The organism is Allobosea sp. TND4EK4 (assembly GCF_900156025.1).
Taxonomy (GTDB): Bacteria; Pseudomonadota; Alphaproteobacteria; order Rhizobiales; family Beijerinckiaceae; genus Allobosea.
Genome location: NZ_FTMO01000005.1, coordinates 76,469 through 93,146, shown reverse-complemented (window position 1 = coordinate 93,146; position 16,678 = coordinate 76,469). Strand labels below are relative to the sequence as shown.

Sequence of the window (16,678 nt, the reverse complement as noted above, 5' to 3'; positions counted from 1 at the left end):
TCCCACCCTCGCGCGACGGGGACGGGACCCCGCACCCGGTGCCTCCATCCGGGGCAGAGTTCAGCGATCCCGCCAAAATTCGGGCGCAGCCGCGCAGCATTGCGGCAGACCGGCCCTTGAGGCCCGGCGCCGGTTCTGCATCATTCCCATCGCAATGTGGACGAAGCTGGCGGCCGGGCGGTCGCCGATGCCACCGGGAGTGATCGGAATGGACAGACGCCAGTTCCTGAAGGCTTCGGCCGCAGCCGGCGCGATGCTGTCTCTGCCTTGCGCAGCCCGTGCGCAGGCCGGGCAGACCCTGCGGTTCGTTCCCTATTCGGACGTCGCGATCATCGACCCGATCTGGACGACCGGCTACTCCACCCGCACCCACGCGCTTCTGGTGTGGGATACGCTCTACGGCCTCGACGAGAGGCTGCAGCCGCAGCCGCAAATGGTCGAGGGACATGTCGTCGAGGATGCCGGCAGGCGCTGGACGCTGACGCTGCGGCCCGGTCTCGTCTTCCATGACGGCAGCAAGGTTCTGGCGCGCGATGCGGTCGCCTCGATCAAGCGCTGGGGCGCGCGGGACACGTTCGGGCAGGCGCTGATGACGGCGACCGACGAGCTCACCGCGCCGGACGACCGCACGATCGTCTTCCGGCTGAACAGGCCGTTCCCGAACCTGCCTGCGGCGCTGGCGCGGCCGAGCGCGCTCGTCGCGGCGATCATGCCCGAGCATCTGGCGCAGACCGACCCGTTCAAGCAGATTCCCGAGGCGATCGGTTCCGGGCCGTTCCGTTATGTGAAGGAGGAGCGGGTTCCGGGCGCACGGCATGTCTATGCGCGCCATGCCGGCTATGTGCCGCGCGCGAGCGGCACGCCGAGCTTCACCGCGGGGCCGCGCATCGCCTATCTCGACCGTGTCGAATTCACGGTGATGCCCGATCCGGCGACCGCGGTGAGCGCGCTGCAGGCCGGCGAGGTCGATTGGGTCGAGCAGCCGCTGATCGACATGCTGCCGATCCTCCGCAAGGACCCGAACATCGTGGTTGAGGTCAAGGACCCGACCGGCATGGCGGGGCAGGTCCGCCTCAATCACCTGCAGGCGCCGTTCAACAATCCCGCGATCCGGCGCGTGGTCCTCAAGGCGCTCGACCAGACGGCCTGCATGGACGCGGTCTGCGGCGGCGATCCGGAGGTGCGGCGTTCGACGATGGGGTTCTTTCCGTCCGGCTCGCCGATGGCGAACGACGCCGGCATCGAGGCGCTGAAGGCGCCGAAGGACTATGCCGCACTCAAACGGGAGTTGGCGGACGCTGGCTACAAGGGCGAGCGGATCGTCTTTCTCTCGGGGCAGGACGTGCCGCGCATTTCGCAGGTGGCGGAAGTCGCGGCCGACATGCTGCGCAAGCTCGGCGCGAATGTCGATTTCGTCGCCGCCGACTGGGGCACCGTCCTGCAGCGCATCACCAAGCGCGACCCCGTCGAAGCGGGCGGCTGGAGCTGCTATGTCACCTATTGGTCGGGGCTGGATCTCGGCTCGCCGGCGACCAATTCGCCGCTGCGCGGCAATGGCGCGAAGGCCAGCCCGGGCTGGCCGACCAGCCCCGAGATCGAGGCGTTGCGGGCGCAATGGCTCGAGGCGCCGGACCTTGTCGCGCAGCGGGCAATCGCCGCGAAAATCCAGATCCAGGCGATGCAGGACGTGCCTTATGTCCCGGCTGGGCAGTATTTCCAGCCTGTCGCCTACCGCAAAGGCATCACGGGAATGCTGAGCGGCGTCCCCGTCTTCACCAATCTCCGGAAGAGCTGAGGCCGCTGGCCCCTGGCGGCTTGATTGGGCGAGCGGCCGACGAGGCGATGAGAGACGGCGATCGGCTGCCAGCTCTCCTCAGAACGACCGTTCGATGAAGATCTGGCCGGAGAGCAACCGGCCGCCGATCGTCGCGGGCAGGGCGCGGCTCTGAAAGGCGGCCCGTGTCTGCGCGATCGAGCCCTCGATACCCGCCTTGAAGCCTTCCACCGGCGTCCAGACGAGGTTGGCGCTGAGCCGGTCGATGCGCAGCTTGCCCTTGCTCGCATCGGTGAAGGGCACGGCGATCTGGTAGCGGCTGACATAGATATTGCTGGCCAGCTCGTCGGTCCATTCCCGCTTCGCGGCGAGGACGGCCGAGAAGCCGCGTGCGGAATCAGCCGGGGCCAGGACCTGCCGCACGATCGTCGTATCCAGCGACGAGCCGATATAGGCGGCGGCATCGACGGCCCGCGCGATCTGGGCGGTGACCTCGCCGGGCCGGCCGAGGGCCGTGACCTTGTAGGTTGCTCCCACGATCCCGGCGCGGCCGAGCTTCGCCGGCTGGCCCGGCACGTCGCGCAGCGCGCCGGCGAGATGCAAGGTGAGGGCGCCCTGCGTATAGACCAGGCGGGCGACGCCATCGGGCACGCGGCCCCGGCTGACCGGGATGCTGGTGGTCGTCGCCGCGGTCGGGTCCTCCAGCGCCAGCGCCAGGTTCCAGCGCTCGGTCAGGTCCCTTTCCCAGGCGATCAGCCCGACATTGCGACCGGGCGAGCGGGCGCTGAAGGCGAAATCCTCGCCCGTCCAGAAGCTGAAGCGGGAGCCGGCGAGGCCAAACAGCATCGGGCCGACGCTCACCGTCGCCTCCTGGATCGTCGATGTGTCGGGCTGTCCCGCGGCGGGTGCGGTGGAGACCTCGAAAGCCGTGCCGACATAGAGGCCCGATGGAAGCAGCTGCGCGGTGGCAATCCGCAGATTGGCGGTGGTCGGCCAGGAAAAGCTGGGGCGGGGAACGGCATCGCCCGCCTTGGGCACGCGGTAACTGTCGAACTGGAGCCCGGCCGTCACCGTGCCCGAGATGGCGAGACAGGTGGCGGAGCCCGGAACGATCAGCCCGGGAACCGTGTCGTCGTCGTCGTCGCCGTCCGAGTCGGCGCTGCCGTCCGGCTTTCCGTCGTCCTCGTCATCCTCGTCGGCGCTCTTCCGGGCTGTCTCGCTCTGCCACACCGGCCCGAGATCCGGCGGCTCGACCCGGCAGCTGCGGGCGAATTCAGGCGCTCTGGCTTTGGCCGGGCGCGTCGTGGCGGCGGCGCCAGGCAGGCTGGCCACCGCGACGGCCAGCGCGAGCAGCGAGCTGTACAGGCCGCTTCGCCCGGTCCCGATGGCTTCGGCAGCCCGCCCCATTGCTTTCGGTCGCCCCCCGGCCGATCCCGATTCCATGAGGCTACACCTTTCAGCTTCATCGCCCGCCCGCAAGGGCGCGGACGCCATGCAGAGGCGAGGTGAGCGCGGCATTCCGACATCAAAGTCGTTCCGGTCGGGCGCGGGCCGGCATAGGATGGCTTTTCATCCGCCGCTCTCGTGGAACCCGGTCATGGCCCTGCTGGCACGTCTCCTGCTGATCGTTCCCTCACTGATCGCCGGCTGGTTCGTCTCGCCCGACGACGTCGCCTATTGGGTGATCGCGTTTGCGATCGCGCTGGTCTTCGTGGTGCTGACCATTGCCGTGGAACTCTATGTGGTCCCCCGGCTGCGGCGGGGGCGCTGACGGCGGATTTCGTTTGTGCGCGGCGCGCCGCCATTCTATGCCGACGCCATGACCAGCAATCGAACAGGCAGGGGCGGCAACGGCCCTCGCAAGGGCCGGGCGCCCGTCGCGGATGCGCCGCGCGGCAAACGGCCGAGCCATGACGCGCGCCGGCAGGCCGCCGCGCGCAAGAAGCCAGGCGCCATCTCCATTGTCGCCGGCGAGAAGCCGGTTCGCGCTCCGCGCCCGGAACGGGCCACGGAGGCGCCCAAGCGCACGCGCGCCGAGGTGAAGGCCGAGGCCTCCCAGGTTCTCGCGACCGGCGTTCAGCAGCTCGTGGTGACGGCGGACGAGAACGAGATGCGGATCGACCGCTTCCTCGAAACCCGGTTTCCGCAGCTCTCCTTCAGCCACATCCAGCGCATCGTCCGGAAGGGCGAGCTGCGCGTCGATGGCAAGCGCGCCGACAGCAAGGACCGGCTCGCCGAAGGCCAGACCGTGCGCATCCCGCCGCTCAAGCTCGAGCAGCAGGCGGAGCGGCCGCGCTCCCACAAGGCCGATGCCGACACGATCGGCTTCCTGCACTCGATCACGCTCTATGAGGACGACGACGTCATGGTCCTCAACAAGCCGGCGGGGCTGGCGGTGCAGGGCGGATCGGGCACGACCCGCCATGTCGACCAGATGCTGTCAGCGCTGACCGACAAGGACGGGCAGAAGCCGCGTCTCGTCCATCGGCTCGACAAGGATACGGCAGGTTGCCTCGTCATCGCCAAGTCGCGTTTTGCTGCAGCGACGCTGGCCAAGACCTTCCGCTCGCGATCGGCCCGCAAGGTCTATTGGGCTCTCGTCGCCGGCGTGCCCCGCGTCAAGCAGGGACGCATCTCCACCTATCTCGCGCGGGAGGAGGCCTATGACGGCGACCAGCGCATGGCGGTGGCCCAGCATGGCGAGGACGGCGCCATGCATGCGGTGACCTATTACGCCGTGGTCGAGACGGCGGCACAGAAGCTCGGCTGGCTCTCGCTGAAGCCGGTGACGGGGCGCACCCACCAGCTGCGCGCCCATGCGGCCCATATCGGCCATCCGATCGTCGGCGACCCGAAATATTTCAACATCCAGAACTGGGAGCTGCCCGGCGGCATCCAGAACAAGCTGCATCTGCTGGCGCGGCGCATCGTCGTGCCGCATCCGCGCGGCAAGGGCACGATCGACGTCAGCGCGCCGTTGCCGCCACATATGCGCCAGAGCTGGAACCTGCTCGGCTTCGACGACGCGCCTTACGATCCCATCGTCGAGGCCCCGGACGAGTAGAGGCGAATCCTCGCCGGCCCGTATGAGAACAGTTGCGGAACAGATTCAATTCTGTTCTAACTATGTTCTCTTTTGGGCAGGGAGGGTCTCATGCGTTCCATCGTTATCGCATCCATGTCGTGTCTGATGCTGGCCGGGGCGGCCCAGGCGCAAGGCGCCTCGGCGCCGAAGCCGGCGCCCGCCGCCATCGCGGCGCAGGCTGCTCCGGCGGCCCCGATGGCCGAAGGGCCGATTCCTCGCGCCGAGCGGGCCAAGGCCCGGCAGGATTGCCTTTCCGAGAACGTCGCGCTCTCCGGTGACGACCTGCGGGCCGCGATGCGGCTGTGCATGGAGGGCAAGTTTCCGGGCGTGCAGCTCTACGCCAAGGACGGCCTGACGCGGGACGGCAAGCCGACCGCGGTCGCGGCGCGGAAGCTTTGCAAGGACGAGGTCGATGGCCGGGGGCTGCAGGGATCGGAGCGCGTCGCGGCGCTGACGGCCTGCTTCAACGGCAAGCGTCCGGACCTCGCGCAGCGGGCCGAGTGCCGCAAGGACGCGCGCGCCAAGGGGCTCGACGGGACGGATCTGCGCAAGGCCGTCGAGGCCTGTGCGCGCGACGGCAGGGGCTGAGCCGGCGAGATCGGCCGAGGCGGGGATGGGAGGGCGTCATGCCGATGCGGAGGTGGCCGAGCCGCGAGGTTCGGGTTAAAGCGCCGGCATGGACCTCATCATCTTCGATCTCGACGGCACGCTGATCAACTCCGAGGCGATCATCCTCGGTGCGCAATACGAGACCTTCGGACGCTGCGGCATTCCGCATCCGGGCCGCGAGGCGGGGCTGGGCATCGTCGGGCTCTCGCTCGATATCGCGCTGGCCCGTCTTGCGGGGCTGGAGGTCCCGGACGACAGGCTCACGCAGACCTATCGCGAGGTGTTCACCGCGATGCGTCAGCAGGCCCTGACCGACCCGTCACTGGATGAGCCGCTTTTTCCCGGAGTGGCCGAGACGATGGCGGCGCTCCGGGCAATGCCGGGCGTGAAGCTCGGTATCGCGACCGGCAAGTCGCGGAAGGGAGCGGAGTTCATCGTGGCGCGGCATGGCTGGGAGGACCTCTTCCATGTCGTGCAATCAGCCGACGATGCTCCGTCCAAGCCGCACCCCGGCATGATCCTGAACGCGATGGCGGCGGCTGGCGCCTCGCCGGAGCGCACGGCGATGGTTGGTGACAGCTCCTTCGACATCGAGATGGCGGTTGCCGCCGGAGCGGTCCCGGTCGCGGTGTCCTGGGGCTTCCAGCCGGCGGCGAGCCTGGTCGCGCTCGGCGCGCGGCATGTGCTGCAGCGGATGGATGAGCTGCCGGCAGCGCTGGGCATGGCCGGTACCGACTGACGTCCATTCCCGCCGGGTTCCGGATGCTGGCGGGCTGTCACGCCGGCTCCGCGTCGGGCACTGCGCGGAGCTGCGGCACCCTGGAGGCCATGATGACGAGGAACTGGGCCGCGAAGCCGGCGAGGGATACCAGCAGGCATGCCGGTGCGCCGAAGCGCTGGGCGACCAGGGCGCCGATCGCGGCCCCGAGCGGGCGAGTGCCGAAGGTTGCGGTCATGATCAAGGCGGACACCCGCCCGAGCATGCCCGATGGTGTCACCGCCTGGCGCAGCGTCATCGTGGTGATCGACCAGAGCACGGGGCCGGCCCCGAACAGGAAGAAGCCGAGATAGGCGAGCGCCGGGCTCGGCCAATGGATCGTCAGCGCCATCGCGCTTGCCGCGCAGAGGGCGGCGAGGGGGCCGATCGCGATCGTCGTACCAAAGGAGATGCGGGACGCGAGCAGGGGCGCGCCCAAGGCGCCGAGTACCATCCCGCCGCCATAGATGCCGAGCGAGACACCGACCTCGGTCGCGCTCATGTCCAGGTGCTGCACGGCATAGGCGACATAGACGGCCTGCAGCACGAACCAGCCGGTGTTGAAGAGGATCGCGGTCAGCACGATCGGCCGCAGCAGCGCATGGCCTGCGACGAAGCGGGCGCCCTCCGCGATGTCATGCACGAGCTTTCGCCTGGCATGGGGCTGTGCGGGCTCTCGCGGCAGACCCGCCAGCAGCATGACCGCGAGGACGGACAGCGTCGTCGCCAGCGAATAGGCAGCCGGTGCCCCGGTCCAGCCGACGAGGGCGCCGCCGAGCGCCGGCCCGCCGGCATAGGCGGTGCTGCGGGCGAGCTCGAGCCAGCGGTTGGCCGCGGCCAGCTGGGCGCGTGGCACGAGTGTCGGCAGAAGGGCGGGCGCCGCGACGCTGTAGACGACCGTGCCGATCGCGCCGAGGAAGCCGAGTGCCGCGAGCCAGGGCATGGACAGGTTGCCGAGGCCCAGCAACGCCAGGATCGCGAGCAGCGAAAGAGCGCGGATTGCCTCCGCCCCGACCATGAGCCCTCGCCGCGACATGCGATCGACAGCGAGCCCCGCGGGGATCGAGAGCAGCAGGAACGGCAGGGTCTGCGCGGTCTGGAGCCAACCGGTTTCCGCCGCCCCCGCACCAAGAAGGAGCACGGCGGCCAGCGGCGCCGCCGCGAGCGCGATCTGTTCGGAAAACTGGGCGGCAAGATTGGACCAGCCGATGCGGCGGAAGGCCGGTGGCAGAGCGGTCGGGGCGGGGGAGGTCATGGCTGGCTCGCTCGGCGGCTTTTGGAAACGACAGGATGCGATAAGCTCGGCGGCGGCCCCGATCCGCCACCCGCTTTCTGGCTCGGCACGAGGTCTTCCGAGTGGCGCGCGCGATCGGCCCGCCCGTGCGGGCCGTCGCCCGGTGTCTGCCTACGGCCTGCGCGGTAATATCCCCGCAACCACATCGACTCAGGACCGTTTAACCTGAATAACCGTTCAGCTTTGCGCGTTAACCACCTACTGCCCGGCGCGGGTTCATGGTGTTCCCACAACAGGGAAACACCGGCACAAAACAACGCCGGACAGAGGTGCGAAGATGATGGGACATGAGCTTCGTGAATTCGTCGATCGCGTGATGGATTGTCACGCGATCGACGATCAGGACGTCAAGCTTCTCCAGCATGACATCTTGAGCGACACCGTGATGACACGCGACATGGTGGATGTGCTGATTGCCCTCGACCGTGCCGTGCCGAAGGCCTGCGCTGCGTTTTCGGATTATCTGGTGGCGCTCGTCGTCGACTTCGCGGTCTGGGAGAACCGTCCGACCGGCGTGATCGATCGCGACAAGGCGCATTGGCTGGTCGCGACGCTGTCGGTCGGCGAGGGGCCCACGGCGACGGCCCAGCGCATCGCCTTCGAGATCGCTCGCGAGGCCGAGCATTGCGACGAGACCCTCCTTGCCTTCGCCTTCGCCAAGGGCGCGGGCCAGTCCGTCGCCGCCTCCGCCCAGCGGATGCTGCTGGCGAGCTGAGCCGCCGCTTTCCCGATCTGCGCATCGCTGCACATCGGAAAGGCGAGGCCACGACTTTCGCATCGGTGGACGCCGGTTGCTGTGTCCCATACACCCCGGCTATTCCAATGTGGTCGAAGCCGGGGGCCGCCGCCCATGTTCACGAAGATCCTGATCGCGAACCGGGGCGAGATCGCCTGCCGGGTCATCAAGACGGCACGGCGCATGGGCATCCAGACGGTCGCCGTCTATTCCGACGCGGACCGCGACGCGCTGCATGTCGAGATGGCCGACGAAGCGGTGCATATCGGCGCCGCGCCCGCCGCTGAATCCTATCTCCAGATCGACAAGATCGTCGCCGCCTGCAAGCAGACGGGCGCGCAGGCCGTTCATCCGGGCTACGGCTTCCTCTCCGAGCGCGAGGCGTTCGCCCAGGCGCTGAAGGATAACGGCATCGTCTTCATCGGTCCCAATCCCGGCGCCATCGCCGCGATGGGCGACAAGATCGAATCGAAGAAGGCGGCTGCCGCAGCCAAGGTTTCGACCGTGCCGGGCTTCCTCGGCATCATCGAGAGCCCGGAGCACGCCGTCACGATCGCCGATGAGATCGGCTATCCGGTGATGATCAAGGCCTCGGCCGGTGGCGGTGGCAAGGGCATGCGCATCGCCCATTCTTCGGGCGAGGTGGCAGAAGGCTTCGCGCGGGCGAAGTCGGAAGCGGCGTCGTCCTTCGGCGACGACCGGGTCTTCGTCGAGAAGTTCATCGTCGATCCGCGCCATATCGAGATCCAGGTCCTCGGCGACAAGCACGGCAACGTCATCTATCTCGGCGAGCGCGAATGCTCGATCCAGCGCCGCAACCAGAAGGTGCTGGAGGAGGCGCCTTCCCCACTGCTCGACGAGGCCACCCGCAGGACGATGGGCGAGCAGGCGGTCGCGCTGGCCAAGGCGGTCAACTACGATTCCGCCGGCACGGTCGAGTTCGTCGCCGGGCAGGACAAGTCCTTCTATTTCCTCGAGATGAACACCCGCCTCCAGGTCGAGCACCCGGTGACGGAGATGATCACCGGCATCGACCTCGTCGAGCAGATGATCCGCGTCGCCTATGGCGAGACGCTCGCCATCCGGCAGGAGGATGTGAAGCTCGACGGCTGGGCGGTCGAATCCAGGGTCTATGCCGAGGATCCGACCCGCAACTTCCTGCCCTCGACCGGGCGGCTGGTCACCTACCGCCCGCCGAGCGAGGGGCCGGATGGCGAGGCGATGGTGCGCAACGACACCGGCGTCTTCGAGGGCGGCGAGATCTCGATCTATTACGACCCGATGATCGCCAAGCTCGTGACCCATGCCCCGACGCGCGAGGCGGCGATCAAGGCGCAGTCGCGCGCGCTCGATGCCTTCGCCATCGACGGCATCCGCCACAACATCCCCTTCGTCGCAGCGGTGATGCAGCATCCACGCTGGATCGCCGGAAACCTCTCGACCGGCTTCATCGCGGAGGAGTTTCCGGAGGGCTTCTCGCTGCCGGCGCCGCAGGGCGAGACGGCGCTGCGCATGGCGGCGATCGCCATCGCCTGCGACCACCGGATGAACCAGCGCAAGCGCAACGTCTCGGCGCAGATGGAGGGCTGGCGCAGGGTCGCCTTCGACCGCCAGCGCGTCGTCCAGCTCGCTGGGCAGCGCTTCGAGGGCGAGGTCACGGAGCAGGGCGAAGCGATCACCGTCGCCTTGTCGGAGCGCAGTATCAGCGTCGTCAGCGACTGGGTGCCGGGCGAGCCGGTCTGGCACGGCGCGCTGGACGGGGTGAAGGTGGCAGCGCAGGTGCGGCCGATTCTCAACGGCGTCTCGCTCGGCCATGCCGGCGCCTATGCGCAGGCGCGGGTCTACACGCCGCGCGAAGCCGAGCTCGCCGCGCTGATGCCGGAGAAGGCCGCAGCTGACACGGGCAAGGTGCTGCTCTGCCCGATGCCGGGGCTGGTGAAGTCGATCGCGGTCACCCAAGGCCAGGAGGTCAAGGCCGGCGAGCCGCTGGCCATGGTCGAGGCGATGAAGATGGAAAACGTGCTGCGCGCCGAGAAGGACGTGACGATCGCCAAGATTCTCGCCAAGGAAGGTGATTCGCTGGCCGTCGATGCCGTGATCATGGAATTCGCGTGAGCGGGAGACGCCGATGCTGACGATCTGGGGCCGGCTGAGCTCGGTCAACGTGCAGAAGGCGGTCTGGGCTGCCGGCGAAGTCGGGCAGGCGTTCGAGCGCATCGATGTCGGCGGTCCGTTCGGAGGGCTCGACACGCCGGACTATGGCGCGATGAACCCCAACCGGCAGATCCCGGTGCTGCGCGACGGCGACGTCACCTTGTGGGAATCGAACACCATCGTACGCTATCTTGCCGCCCGCTACGGCGAGGGGCTGATCGACGCCGATCCGGTCGGCCGGGCGCAGGCCGAGCGCTGGATGGACTGGATGCTCTCCGAATTGCAGCCGGCGATGGCGCCAGTGCTGTTCGGCACTGTCCGCAAGCTGCCGGGCTATACCGAGCCCGCGCAGATCGCGGCGGCGGTCGCGCGCGCCGAGGCCAAGATCGCGATCCTCGAAGACCAGCTCGCCGACCGGCCCTTTCTCGGCGGCGAGCGTTTCGGCGTCGCCGACATCACGGTCGGCTGCGGCGCCCATCGCTGGCTCAACATGCCGGTCGAGCGGATCGCGCGGCCGTCGGTCGAGCGGTGGTATGCGACGCTCATGGCGCGGCCGGCGGCACAAGTCGCCTTGCCGCTGCCGGTGGCCTGAGGGCTCGGAAGCCGCTCTGCCATGGGTGTGGTCCCGTGGCGCCGATGGGCCCCGAGCGCTCGGTAAGCGGATGCGTTAGCGGCCTGTCAGCATTCGCGGTCTATGGAGCCTGACGCGGCCTTGCCGCCGGGTGCCGCAGCGGAGCCGCGATGTTCTTCGTCCTGTCCAAGATCGTCTGGTTCTTCGGCTCGCCGGTCAATTGCGCGATCCTGGCCGCCGGGCTTGCCGCCGTCCTGGCTTTCACGCGCTTCGCCCGCCTCGCGCGGTGGCTCGGCGCCGTGGCGATGGCGGTGCTGGTCCTGCTGGCCTTCAGTCCGCTGCCGCGCGCGGTGATCCGCCCGCTGGAGGATCGCTTCCCGCAGCAGGACGCGGCCAAGGGGCCGGTGACCGGCATCGTCGTGCTCGGCGGCGCGGTCGGCATGGCCCGTGGCGATGTGGTGCTCAATGCCTCGGCGTCGCGCATGACGAAGGCGGTGGAACTGGCGCGGCTGCATCCTCAGGCCAAGGTCGTCTTCACCGGCGGAGCGGCCAATCTCGTCTCGGCGGTGCAGTACACCGAGGCCGATGGCGCGCGCCGGCTGTTCGAAGGGCTCGGCCTCGAACCGGCGCGGTTGGTGATGGAGGACAAGTCCCGCAACACCTGGGAGAATGCCACCTTCACCCGCCGCCTCGTCGAGCCCAAGCCCGGCGAGCGCTGGCTGCTCGTGACCTCCGCCTGGCACATGCCCCGCGCCATCGGTGTGTTCCGCAAGGCGGGCTTTCCGATCGAGGCCTTTCCAGTCGACTACTGGTCGCGCGGCAAGCCCGACGATTTCCTGCGTCCCTATAGCCGTGCGCCGCGTGCGCTCGAGATTGCCGATAACGGCTTCAAGGAATGGGTCGGGCTTCTGGCCTACCGGCTCGCCGGCTACAGCGACGAGCTTTTTCCGAAACCGTGAGACATCAGTCCTCGGAAGGCGTGCCATCCGGCAGCCTCAGCCGATAGACGCCGCGAAAATCGTCCGGGTCGACCGGCCGGCCCTTGCGGGTGATCACGAGGCGGCCCTCCTTCATCAGCCGCACGGCGACTTTTCGCGCCGGCTGCATCAGCGGGCCCCAGCCATCTGGGTGGTCTCCGCCCACTGCCCGCGCGGCCTCCGAGGGGCAGACGGTCTTGCCGGCGCCGCGCTCCGTCACCAGCCGCAGCATCGCCGTCTCGAGGTCGGTCTCGCGATCGTTCATGGCTTTTCCGACGGGCCGGTGCTGCCCGGATAGCGGAAGACGCGGGCCGCGTCCGAGGCGAACTGGCGGCGATACATCGCGACCAGCACGGCGCCCGTGAAGAGGATGAAACTCACCGGGCCGAGGAACCAGCCCATATAGGCGAGCGCGAAGAAGAAGGCGCGCTGGCCGCGGTTGAAGTGACGGCCGGCGGCGAGATTCATCTCGACCGTCTCGTGGACGGCCCGCTGCGCATCCTCCGGATCATGCCCGCGCGCGGGCGGCAGCGCGCCGATCAGGATGACGCAGTAGTTGAACAGCCGGTAGGACCAGGCAAATTTGAAGAAGGCGTAGCCGAAGATCATCGCGAGCCCGATCACCTTGAGCTCCCACACCCCGCGTGTCGGCGTGCCGTTCAGCGGCAAGTCGGCGAAGATCGCGACGACGCGCTCGGCCGATTGCAGCAGGGCGAGGGTGCCGCCGATCGCGATCATCGAGGTCGAGGCGAAGAAGGCGGTGCCGTTCTGCAGGCCGTTCATCACCTGCGTGTCGACGATGCGGTTGTCGCGGCCGAGCGATTCGCGAATCCAGCGGGCGCGGCGCAGGTTCATCCGCATGTTGAGGCTCTTGGCCGCGTGCGGGCCGAGCTCGACGGCATAGTGATAGCCGAGCCAGGAGGCGCCGAAGAAGACCAGCGCGATCAGGTCGAGATTGGTGAATCCGATCATGCCGCCGCTCTGCCATTCCATGGCCCGCCGAGGCAAGCAGCTTGCGCTGTCGGCCATGCCCTAGCAAGAGATTGCCGAGCGGATCGAGACCGCATTGCGACGTCGAAGGACCCGAGAGCGCCTTGTCCCATATCGTCATCGTCCTTCTGGTCGCCGCCTTCATCTTCCGCAAGCCGCTCGGCCGGCTGCTGGCGCGGCAGTTCCCCAACCGCGCCAAGCGCCAGCAGGTGATGGGAACCGTCATCGCCGCCTTCCTGTTGGTGATCGCGCTGCGGCTGCTCGCCCTGTTCTGGTAGGAGGCATCACGACCGCAGCGCGACCCGACTTGCGCTGCCGCGTCAACTCGGGCATCTTCTTCAGCCTTGGCTCCAACTCAGGAAAGGGAGGGCTGAATGACGTTCATGACCATCGCTCCTCCCATGCGACCAGCCCGCCACTAGGCCGGCCTCGCCCGAGGCCCGCCACCGGCGGCCTCCAGAGCCTTCTTTCAACACCTGTTCGTTTTCCGGAGCCCCGCCTCGGCGCGGTCTCCGCCTGATTTGGAGTCGGTGCCTCGCACCGAATGACATCATGTCTCTCGATCTCAAGACCGGGCGGCGGGAGCCGTTCCGCGCCGTTCTCGGCTTTACCTTCCAGCATTGGGCGCGCCGGCCGGGTTATGTCGCCTGGATCGCAGGCGTCACCATCGCCGCGACGCTCGCGGAACTGTTCATCCCGCTCTATGCCGGCCGGCTCGTCGATGCCGTTGCCGTCGGAGCAGGCGAGGGGGTGCCGATGGCGCTCGCCGCGCTTGCGGCGATGATGGCGCTCGCGGCCGTGACGGTGGCGGGGCGGCATTTCGCCTTCGTCGGCCTGACGGGGCTGACCCTGTTCACGATGGGCAACGTCGCGCGCGAGGCCTTCGCACGGCTGCAGCGCTTCTCGACGGACTGGCATGCGAACAACTTTGCCGGCTCAACGGTGCGCAAGATCACGCGCGGCATGTGGGCGCTCGACCTGCTGACCGATACGATCCTGATCGCGCTGCTGCCCTCGCTCGTGATCCTGCTCGGCATGACGGTGGTGCTGGCGTGGCACTGGCCGGTGATGGGGCTGGTCGTGGCGGCTGGCGCGATCGCCTATATCGCGCTCACGCTCGGGCTTTCGCTGCGCTATGTCGCCCCTGCCTCGCGGCTCGGCAATGCTTGGGACACGCGCGTCGGCGGGGCGCTGGCCGATGCCATCACCTGCAACCCCGTGGTCAAGGCCTATGGCGCCGAAAACCGCGAGGATCTGAGGCTGGCGACCGTGCTGGCGAAATGGAGCCTGAGGACACGGCGCGGCTGGCTGCGCGGCACCTGGTCGGGGACCGCGCAACTGGCGGTGCTGCTCGCCCTGCGCGCGGCCGTGATCGGGCTGGTGATCTGGCTGTGGATCGAGGGGCGAGCCGGCGCAGGAGACGTCGCCTTCGTGCTGACGGCCTACGCTGTCGTGCATGGCTATCTGCGCGATGTCGGCCAGCACATCCACAACCTGCAGCGCTCGGTCAACGACATGGAGGAGCTCGTCGCGATGCACGATCTTCCCTATGGCGTCCCGGATCGGAAGGCCGCTCGGGAGATGGGCGTGACGGCGGGCGAAATCGCCTTCGATGGCGTGACCTTCCACTATGGCGGCCATGCCGACCCGCTCTATCGCGACTTCTCGCTGACCATTCGCGGCGGCGAGAAGGTGGGGCTCGTCGGGCGCTCCGGCTCGGGCAAGACGACCTTCGTCAAGCTCGTGCAGCGGCTCTACGACGTCACGGGCGGACGCATCGCGATCGACGGGCAGGACATCGCGGCCGTGACGCAGGAGAGCCTGCGCCGGCAGATCGCGATCGTGCAGCAGGAGCCGGTGCTGTTCCACCGCTCGCTGGCGGAGAACATCGCCTATGGCCGGCCCGGGGCCTCGATGGCGCAGATCGAGCAGGCGGCGCGGCTCGCCAATGCGCATGAGTTCATCATGCGCCTGCCCAAGGGCTATGCCACGCTCGTTGGCGAGCGCGGCATCAAGCTCTCCGGCGGCGAGCGCCAGCGCGTCGCGCTCGCGCGCGCCTTCCTGGCGGATGCACCGATCCTGATCCTGGACGAGGCGACCTCCAGCCTCGATTCGGAATCGGAGGCGCTGATCCAGCAGGCGGTGGAGCGGCTGATGGAAGGCCGCACCACCATCGTGATCGCGCACCGGCTCTCGACGGTGCGGGCGATGGACCGGATCCTGGTCTTCGACCGCGGCCGGGTGGTGGAGGAGGGGCCGCACGAGGCGCTGCTGACCAAGGAGAACGGCGCCTATCGCGGGCTGTTCGAGAAGCAGGTCAGCGAACTGGCCAAGGGGCTGGCGATGTAGCGATGTCCTTCTCTCCTCGGGGGGAGAAGGTGTCTGCGGAGCAGACGGATGAGGGAAGGGCCGTGCGAGCGGCCCTTTTCCTTTGTCCGGTGTGGTTCTGCCCTCATCCGTCAGCGCTTCGCGCTGCCATCCTCTTTCGCAGCGGCAAGTGACCGCACCTCACCCCGGCGCCTCCCCCAGTGGCGCGTCGTCTCGTCAGGCCGTTTCCTTGCTCACGACATGCCGCCGCCTAATGAAAAAGATTACGGCCAACCCACTGAGCCCGACCGCGCTCAAGGCAATTCCCCAGTTGGTCAGAACGTCCTGATGCTTGCGCTGAGTTTCAGCGTCATCCTCGAGGACGGCGCTGGATTCGGACGTTTCGCCGGGTAGGTATCGGACGGGCAGCGTGTCCACCGCCAGCTTGTCATTGGGAAGGATGCGTTGTGCCAGGTGCCCTGAGATTGAGACCGTCGCGGCCTTTCGCGGTTGGCCGGCGGTGTCTGTCCAGGCTAGGTCCAATGCGTACTCGGTTCCACTGCGTGTGCGCTTTCGGGAGATCCTTTCGACGGAGGCCTGCGCCTTGATGCCTTCGACCGCGATCTGCTGGATCCGCGCACCGTCCCTCCAGCTTGAGATGGATACGACAAAGCCAACGCTTGCAGCCATCGGCCAAACCCACCACTTCCGCCTGAGACCGTCGAGAAAGAAGTCACGAGCAGCGTTCACGGGCACTCCTTGCGGCTGATTGAAATCAGTACTTTGCTGTGTTCGTTCGCCATCACCGTGGATGGGCAGGAGCTTTGCCACACGGCAGCATTGGCCCGTTCCGGCTGCTTGCTTGGTACACGCGCCGTCACTTCGGCGCCAGCGCCCGCGGCCGCACGCCCTTCACCGGCCCCGGAGGGAGATCGCCCGCGCTCGGGTTCAGCGACTTCACATCCAGATTCGGCTTGCTGAGAAAACGATTCAAGCCGGCTACATAACTCTCTGGCAGGGACCAGTGTTTGGCGCTTTCGATCACGGTCTCCATATAGCCTGGCTTCGGCTTTCCGGGCTCTCCCGAGCGGCCGATATAGATGAGCGCGCGCTTGGCCCCTCCCGGCACGATCACGGGCTGGTTGATCTTGACGTAGAGGCCGCTGGCGACGTCCTCGAACTTATCGAGCACGCGGATGTCGGCGAGCGTGCAGTCCCAGAGCACGCCATGGACCTCCTCGCGCGCATCGCGGGTCACCGAGGCGTAGCCGTCCCGCGTGACGATGAAGCGGTGGCGCGGCAGCCGGGCCGGGCCAATCGCGCGGGCGCGCGGGCAGCGCTGCGCCATCCCGGCGGGGTCCATGTTGAGGCCGTAGGCGAAGTAGAGGGGCATGGAAGCGGCTTGGTGTTTCGTGCAGGGGGCT

At 68.1% G+C, this 16,678-nt stretch carries 17 protein-coding genes; 11 read left to right on the top strand and 6 right to left on the bottom strand.

The genetic code is table 11. The features are described from left to right. Positions 1-208 precede the first annotated feature (208 nt). Positions 209-1,795, top strand: coding sequence for an ABC transporter substrate-binding protein (locus tag BW981_RS11235; RefSeq protein ID WP_076439143.1), 1,587 nt, complete (start codon positions 209-211; stop codon positions 1,793-1,795). Between the two features lie 78 nt (positions 1,796-1,873). Here BW981_RS11235 and BW981_RS11230 read toward each other — a convergent pair whose 3' ends face one another. Beyond that, positions 1,874-3,181 (bottom strand): hypothetical protein, encoded by a 1,308-nt coding sequence (locus BW981_RS11230; protein ID WP_076439141.1) that lies wholly within the window; start codon positions 3,179-3,181, stop codon positions 1,874-1,876. A gap of 154 nt (positions 3,182-3,335) precedes the next feature. Here BW981_RS11230 and BW981_RS22575 point away from each other — a divergent pair, with 154 nt between their 5' ends. From BW981_RS22575 to BW981_RS11215, 4 genes are all read left to right on the top strand, one after another. Continuing rightward, positions 3,336-3,545, top strand: coding sequence for a hypothetical protein (locus BW981_RS22575; RefSeq protein WP_139333730.1), 210 nt, complete (start codon positions 3,336-3,338; stop codon positions 3,543-3,545). A 48-nt stretch (positions 3,546-3,593) separates the two neighbouring features. Next, on the top strand, positions 3,594-4,838 hold the full coding sequence (locus BW981_RS11225; protein WP_076439527.1) for an RluA family pseudouridine synthase: 1,245 nt from the start codon (positions 3,594-3,596) through the stop codon (positions 4,836-4,838). A 90-nt stretch (positions 4,839-4,928) separates the two neighbouring features. Then, complete coding sequence (locus BW981_RS11220; protein ID WP_139333729.1) at positions 4,929-5,447, top strand: hypothetical protein; 519 nt, start codon at positions 4,929-4,931, stop codon at positions 5,445-5,447. Positions 5,448-5,535: 88 nt separating this feature from the next. After that, on the top strand, positions 5,536-6,207 hold the full coding sequence (locus BW981_RS11215) for an HAD-IA family hydrolase (protein ID WP_076439137.1): 672 nt from the start codon (positions 5,536-5,538) through the stop codon (positions 6,205-6,207). 37 nt (positions 6,208-6,244) lie between these two features. Here the strand turns inward: BW981_RS11215 and BW981_RS11210 are convergent, their stop codons facing one another. Further along, a complete protein-coding gene (locus tag BW981_RS11210; RefSeq protein ID WP_076439135.1) occupies positions 6,245-7,480 on the bottom strand; it encodes an MFS transporter in 1,236 nt (411 codons plus the stop codon). Between the two features lie 316 nt (positions 7,481-7,796). Between BW981_RS11210 and BW981_RS11205 the strand changes: the two genes are divergently transcribed. The 4 genes from BW981_RS11205 to BW981_RS11190 all read left to right on the top strand — a co-directional run bounded on the left by BW981_RS11205 (position 7,797) and on the right by BW981_RS11190 (position 11,939). Continuing rightward, positions 7,797-8,234 carry a hypothetical protein gene (locus BW981_RS11205; protein WP_076439132.1) on the top strand — a complete coding sequence of 146 codons (438 nt, stop codon included), beginning with the start codon at positions 7,797-7,799 and terminating at the stop codon, positions 8,232-8,234. A gap of 135 nt (positions 8,235-8,369) precedes the next feature. Beyond that, on the top strand, positions 8,370-10,370 hold the full coding sequence (locus BW981_RS11200; protein WP_076439131.1) for an acetyl-CoA carboxylase biotin carboxylase subunit: 2,001 nt from the start codon (positions 8,370-8,372) through the stop codon (positions 10,368-10,370). A 13-nt stretch (positions 10,371-10,383) separates the two neighbouring features. Then, positions 10,384-11,001, top strand: a complete 618-nt coding sequence (locus BW981_RS11195; RefSeq protein ID WP_076439129.1) for a glutathione S-transferase family protein — start codon at positions 10,384-10,386, stop codon at positions 10,999-11,001. Between the two features lie 149 nt (positions 11,002-11,150). After that, positions 11,151-11,939 carry a YdcF family protein gene (locus tag BW981_RS11190; RefSeq protein ID WP_076439128.1) on the top strand — a complete coding sequence of 263 codons (789 nt, stop codon included), beginning with the start codon at positions 11,151-11,153 and terminating at the stop codon, positions 11,937-11,939. A 4-nt stretch (positions 11,940-11,943) separates the two neighbouring features. Here the strand turns inward: BW981_RS11190 and BW981_RS11185 are convergent, their stop codons facing one another. Together BW981_RS11185 and BW981_RS11180 are read right to left on the bottom strand one after the other, a co-directional pair. Continuing rightward, positions 11,944-12,222 carry a DUF3253 domain-containing protein gene (locus tag BW981_RS11185; protein WP_076439126.1) on the bottom strand — a complete coding sequence of 93 codons (279 nt, stop codon included), beginning with the start codon at positions 12,220-12,222 and terminating at the stop codon, positions 11,944-11,946. Then, positions 12,219-12,929 carry a DUF599 domain-containing protein gene (locus BW981_RS11180; protein WP_076439525.1) on the bottom strand — a complete coding sequence of 237 codons (711 nt, stop codon included), beginning with the start codon at positions 12,927-12,929 and terminating at the stop codon, positions 12,219-12,221. Before BW981_RS11180 ends, BW981_RS11185 begins: the two co-directional genes overlap by 4 nt. Positions 12,930-13,051: 122 nt before the next feature. On the opposite strand from BW981_RS11180, the gene BW981_RS23040 reads away from it, so the two are divergent. Both BW981_RS23040 and BW981_RS11175 read left to right on the top strand, forming a co-directional pair. Continuing rightward, entirely contained in the window at positions 13,052-13,225 is a 174-nt protein-coding gene (locus tag BW981_RS23040; RefSeq protein WP_175624098.1) for a hypothetical protein, read from the top strand. 274 nt (positions 13,226-13,499) lie between these two features. Continuing rightward, positions 13,500-15,296, top strand: coding sequence for an ABC transporter ATP-binding protein (locus tag BW981_RS11175; RefSeq protein ID WP_076439125.1), 1,797 nt, complete (start codon positions 13,500-13,502; stop codon positions 15,294-15,296). Positions 15,297-15,491: 195 nt separating this feature from the next. Here BW981_RS11175 and BW981_RS11170 read toward each other — a convergent pair whose 3' ends face one another. Continuing rightward, positions 15,492-16,004: a hypothetical protein gene (locus tag BW981_RS11170; RefSeq protein ID WP_139333728.1), complete on the bottom strand. Its 513-nt coding sequence runs from the start codon at positions 16,002-16,004 to the stop codon at positions 15,492-15,494. Positions 16,005-16,131: 127 nt separating this feature from the next. Next, positions 16,132-16,647 carry a gamma-glutamylcyclotransferase family protein gene (locus tag BW981_RS11165; protein ID WP_076439123.1) on the bottom strand — a complete coding sequence of 172 codons (516 nt, stop codon included), beginning with the start codon at positions 16,645-16,647 and terminating at the stop codon, positions 16,132-16,134. Positions 16,648-16,678 lie beyond the last annotated feature (31 nt).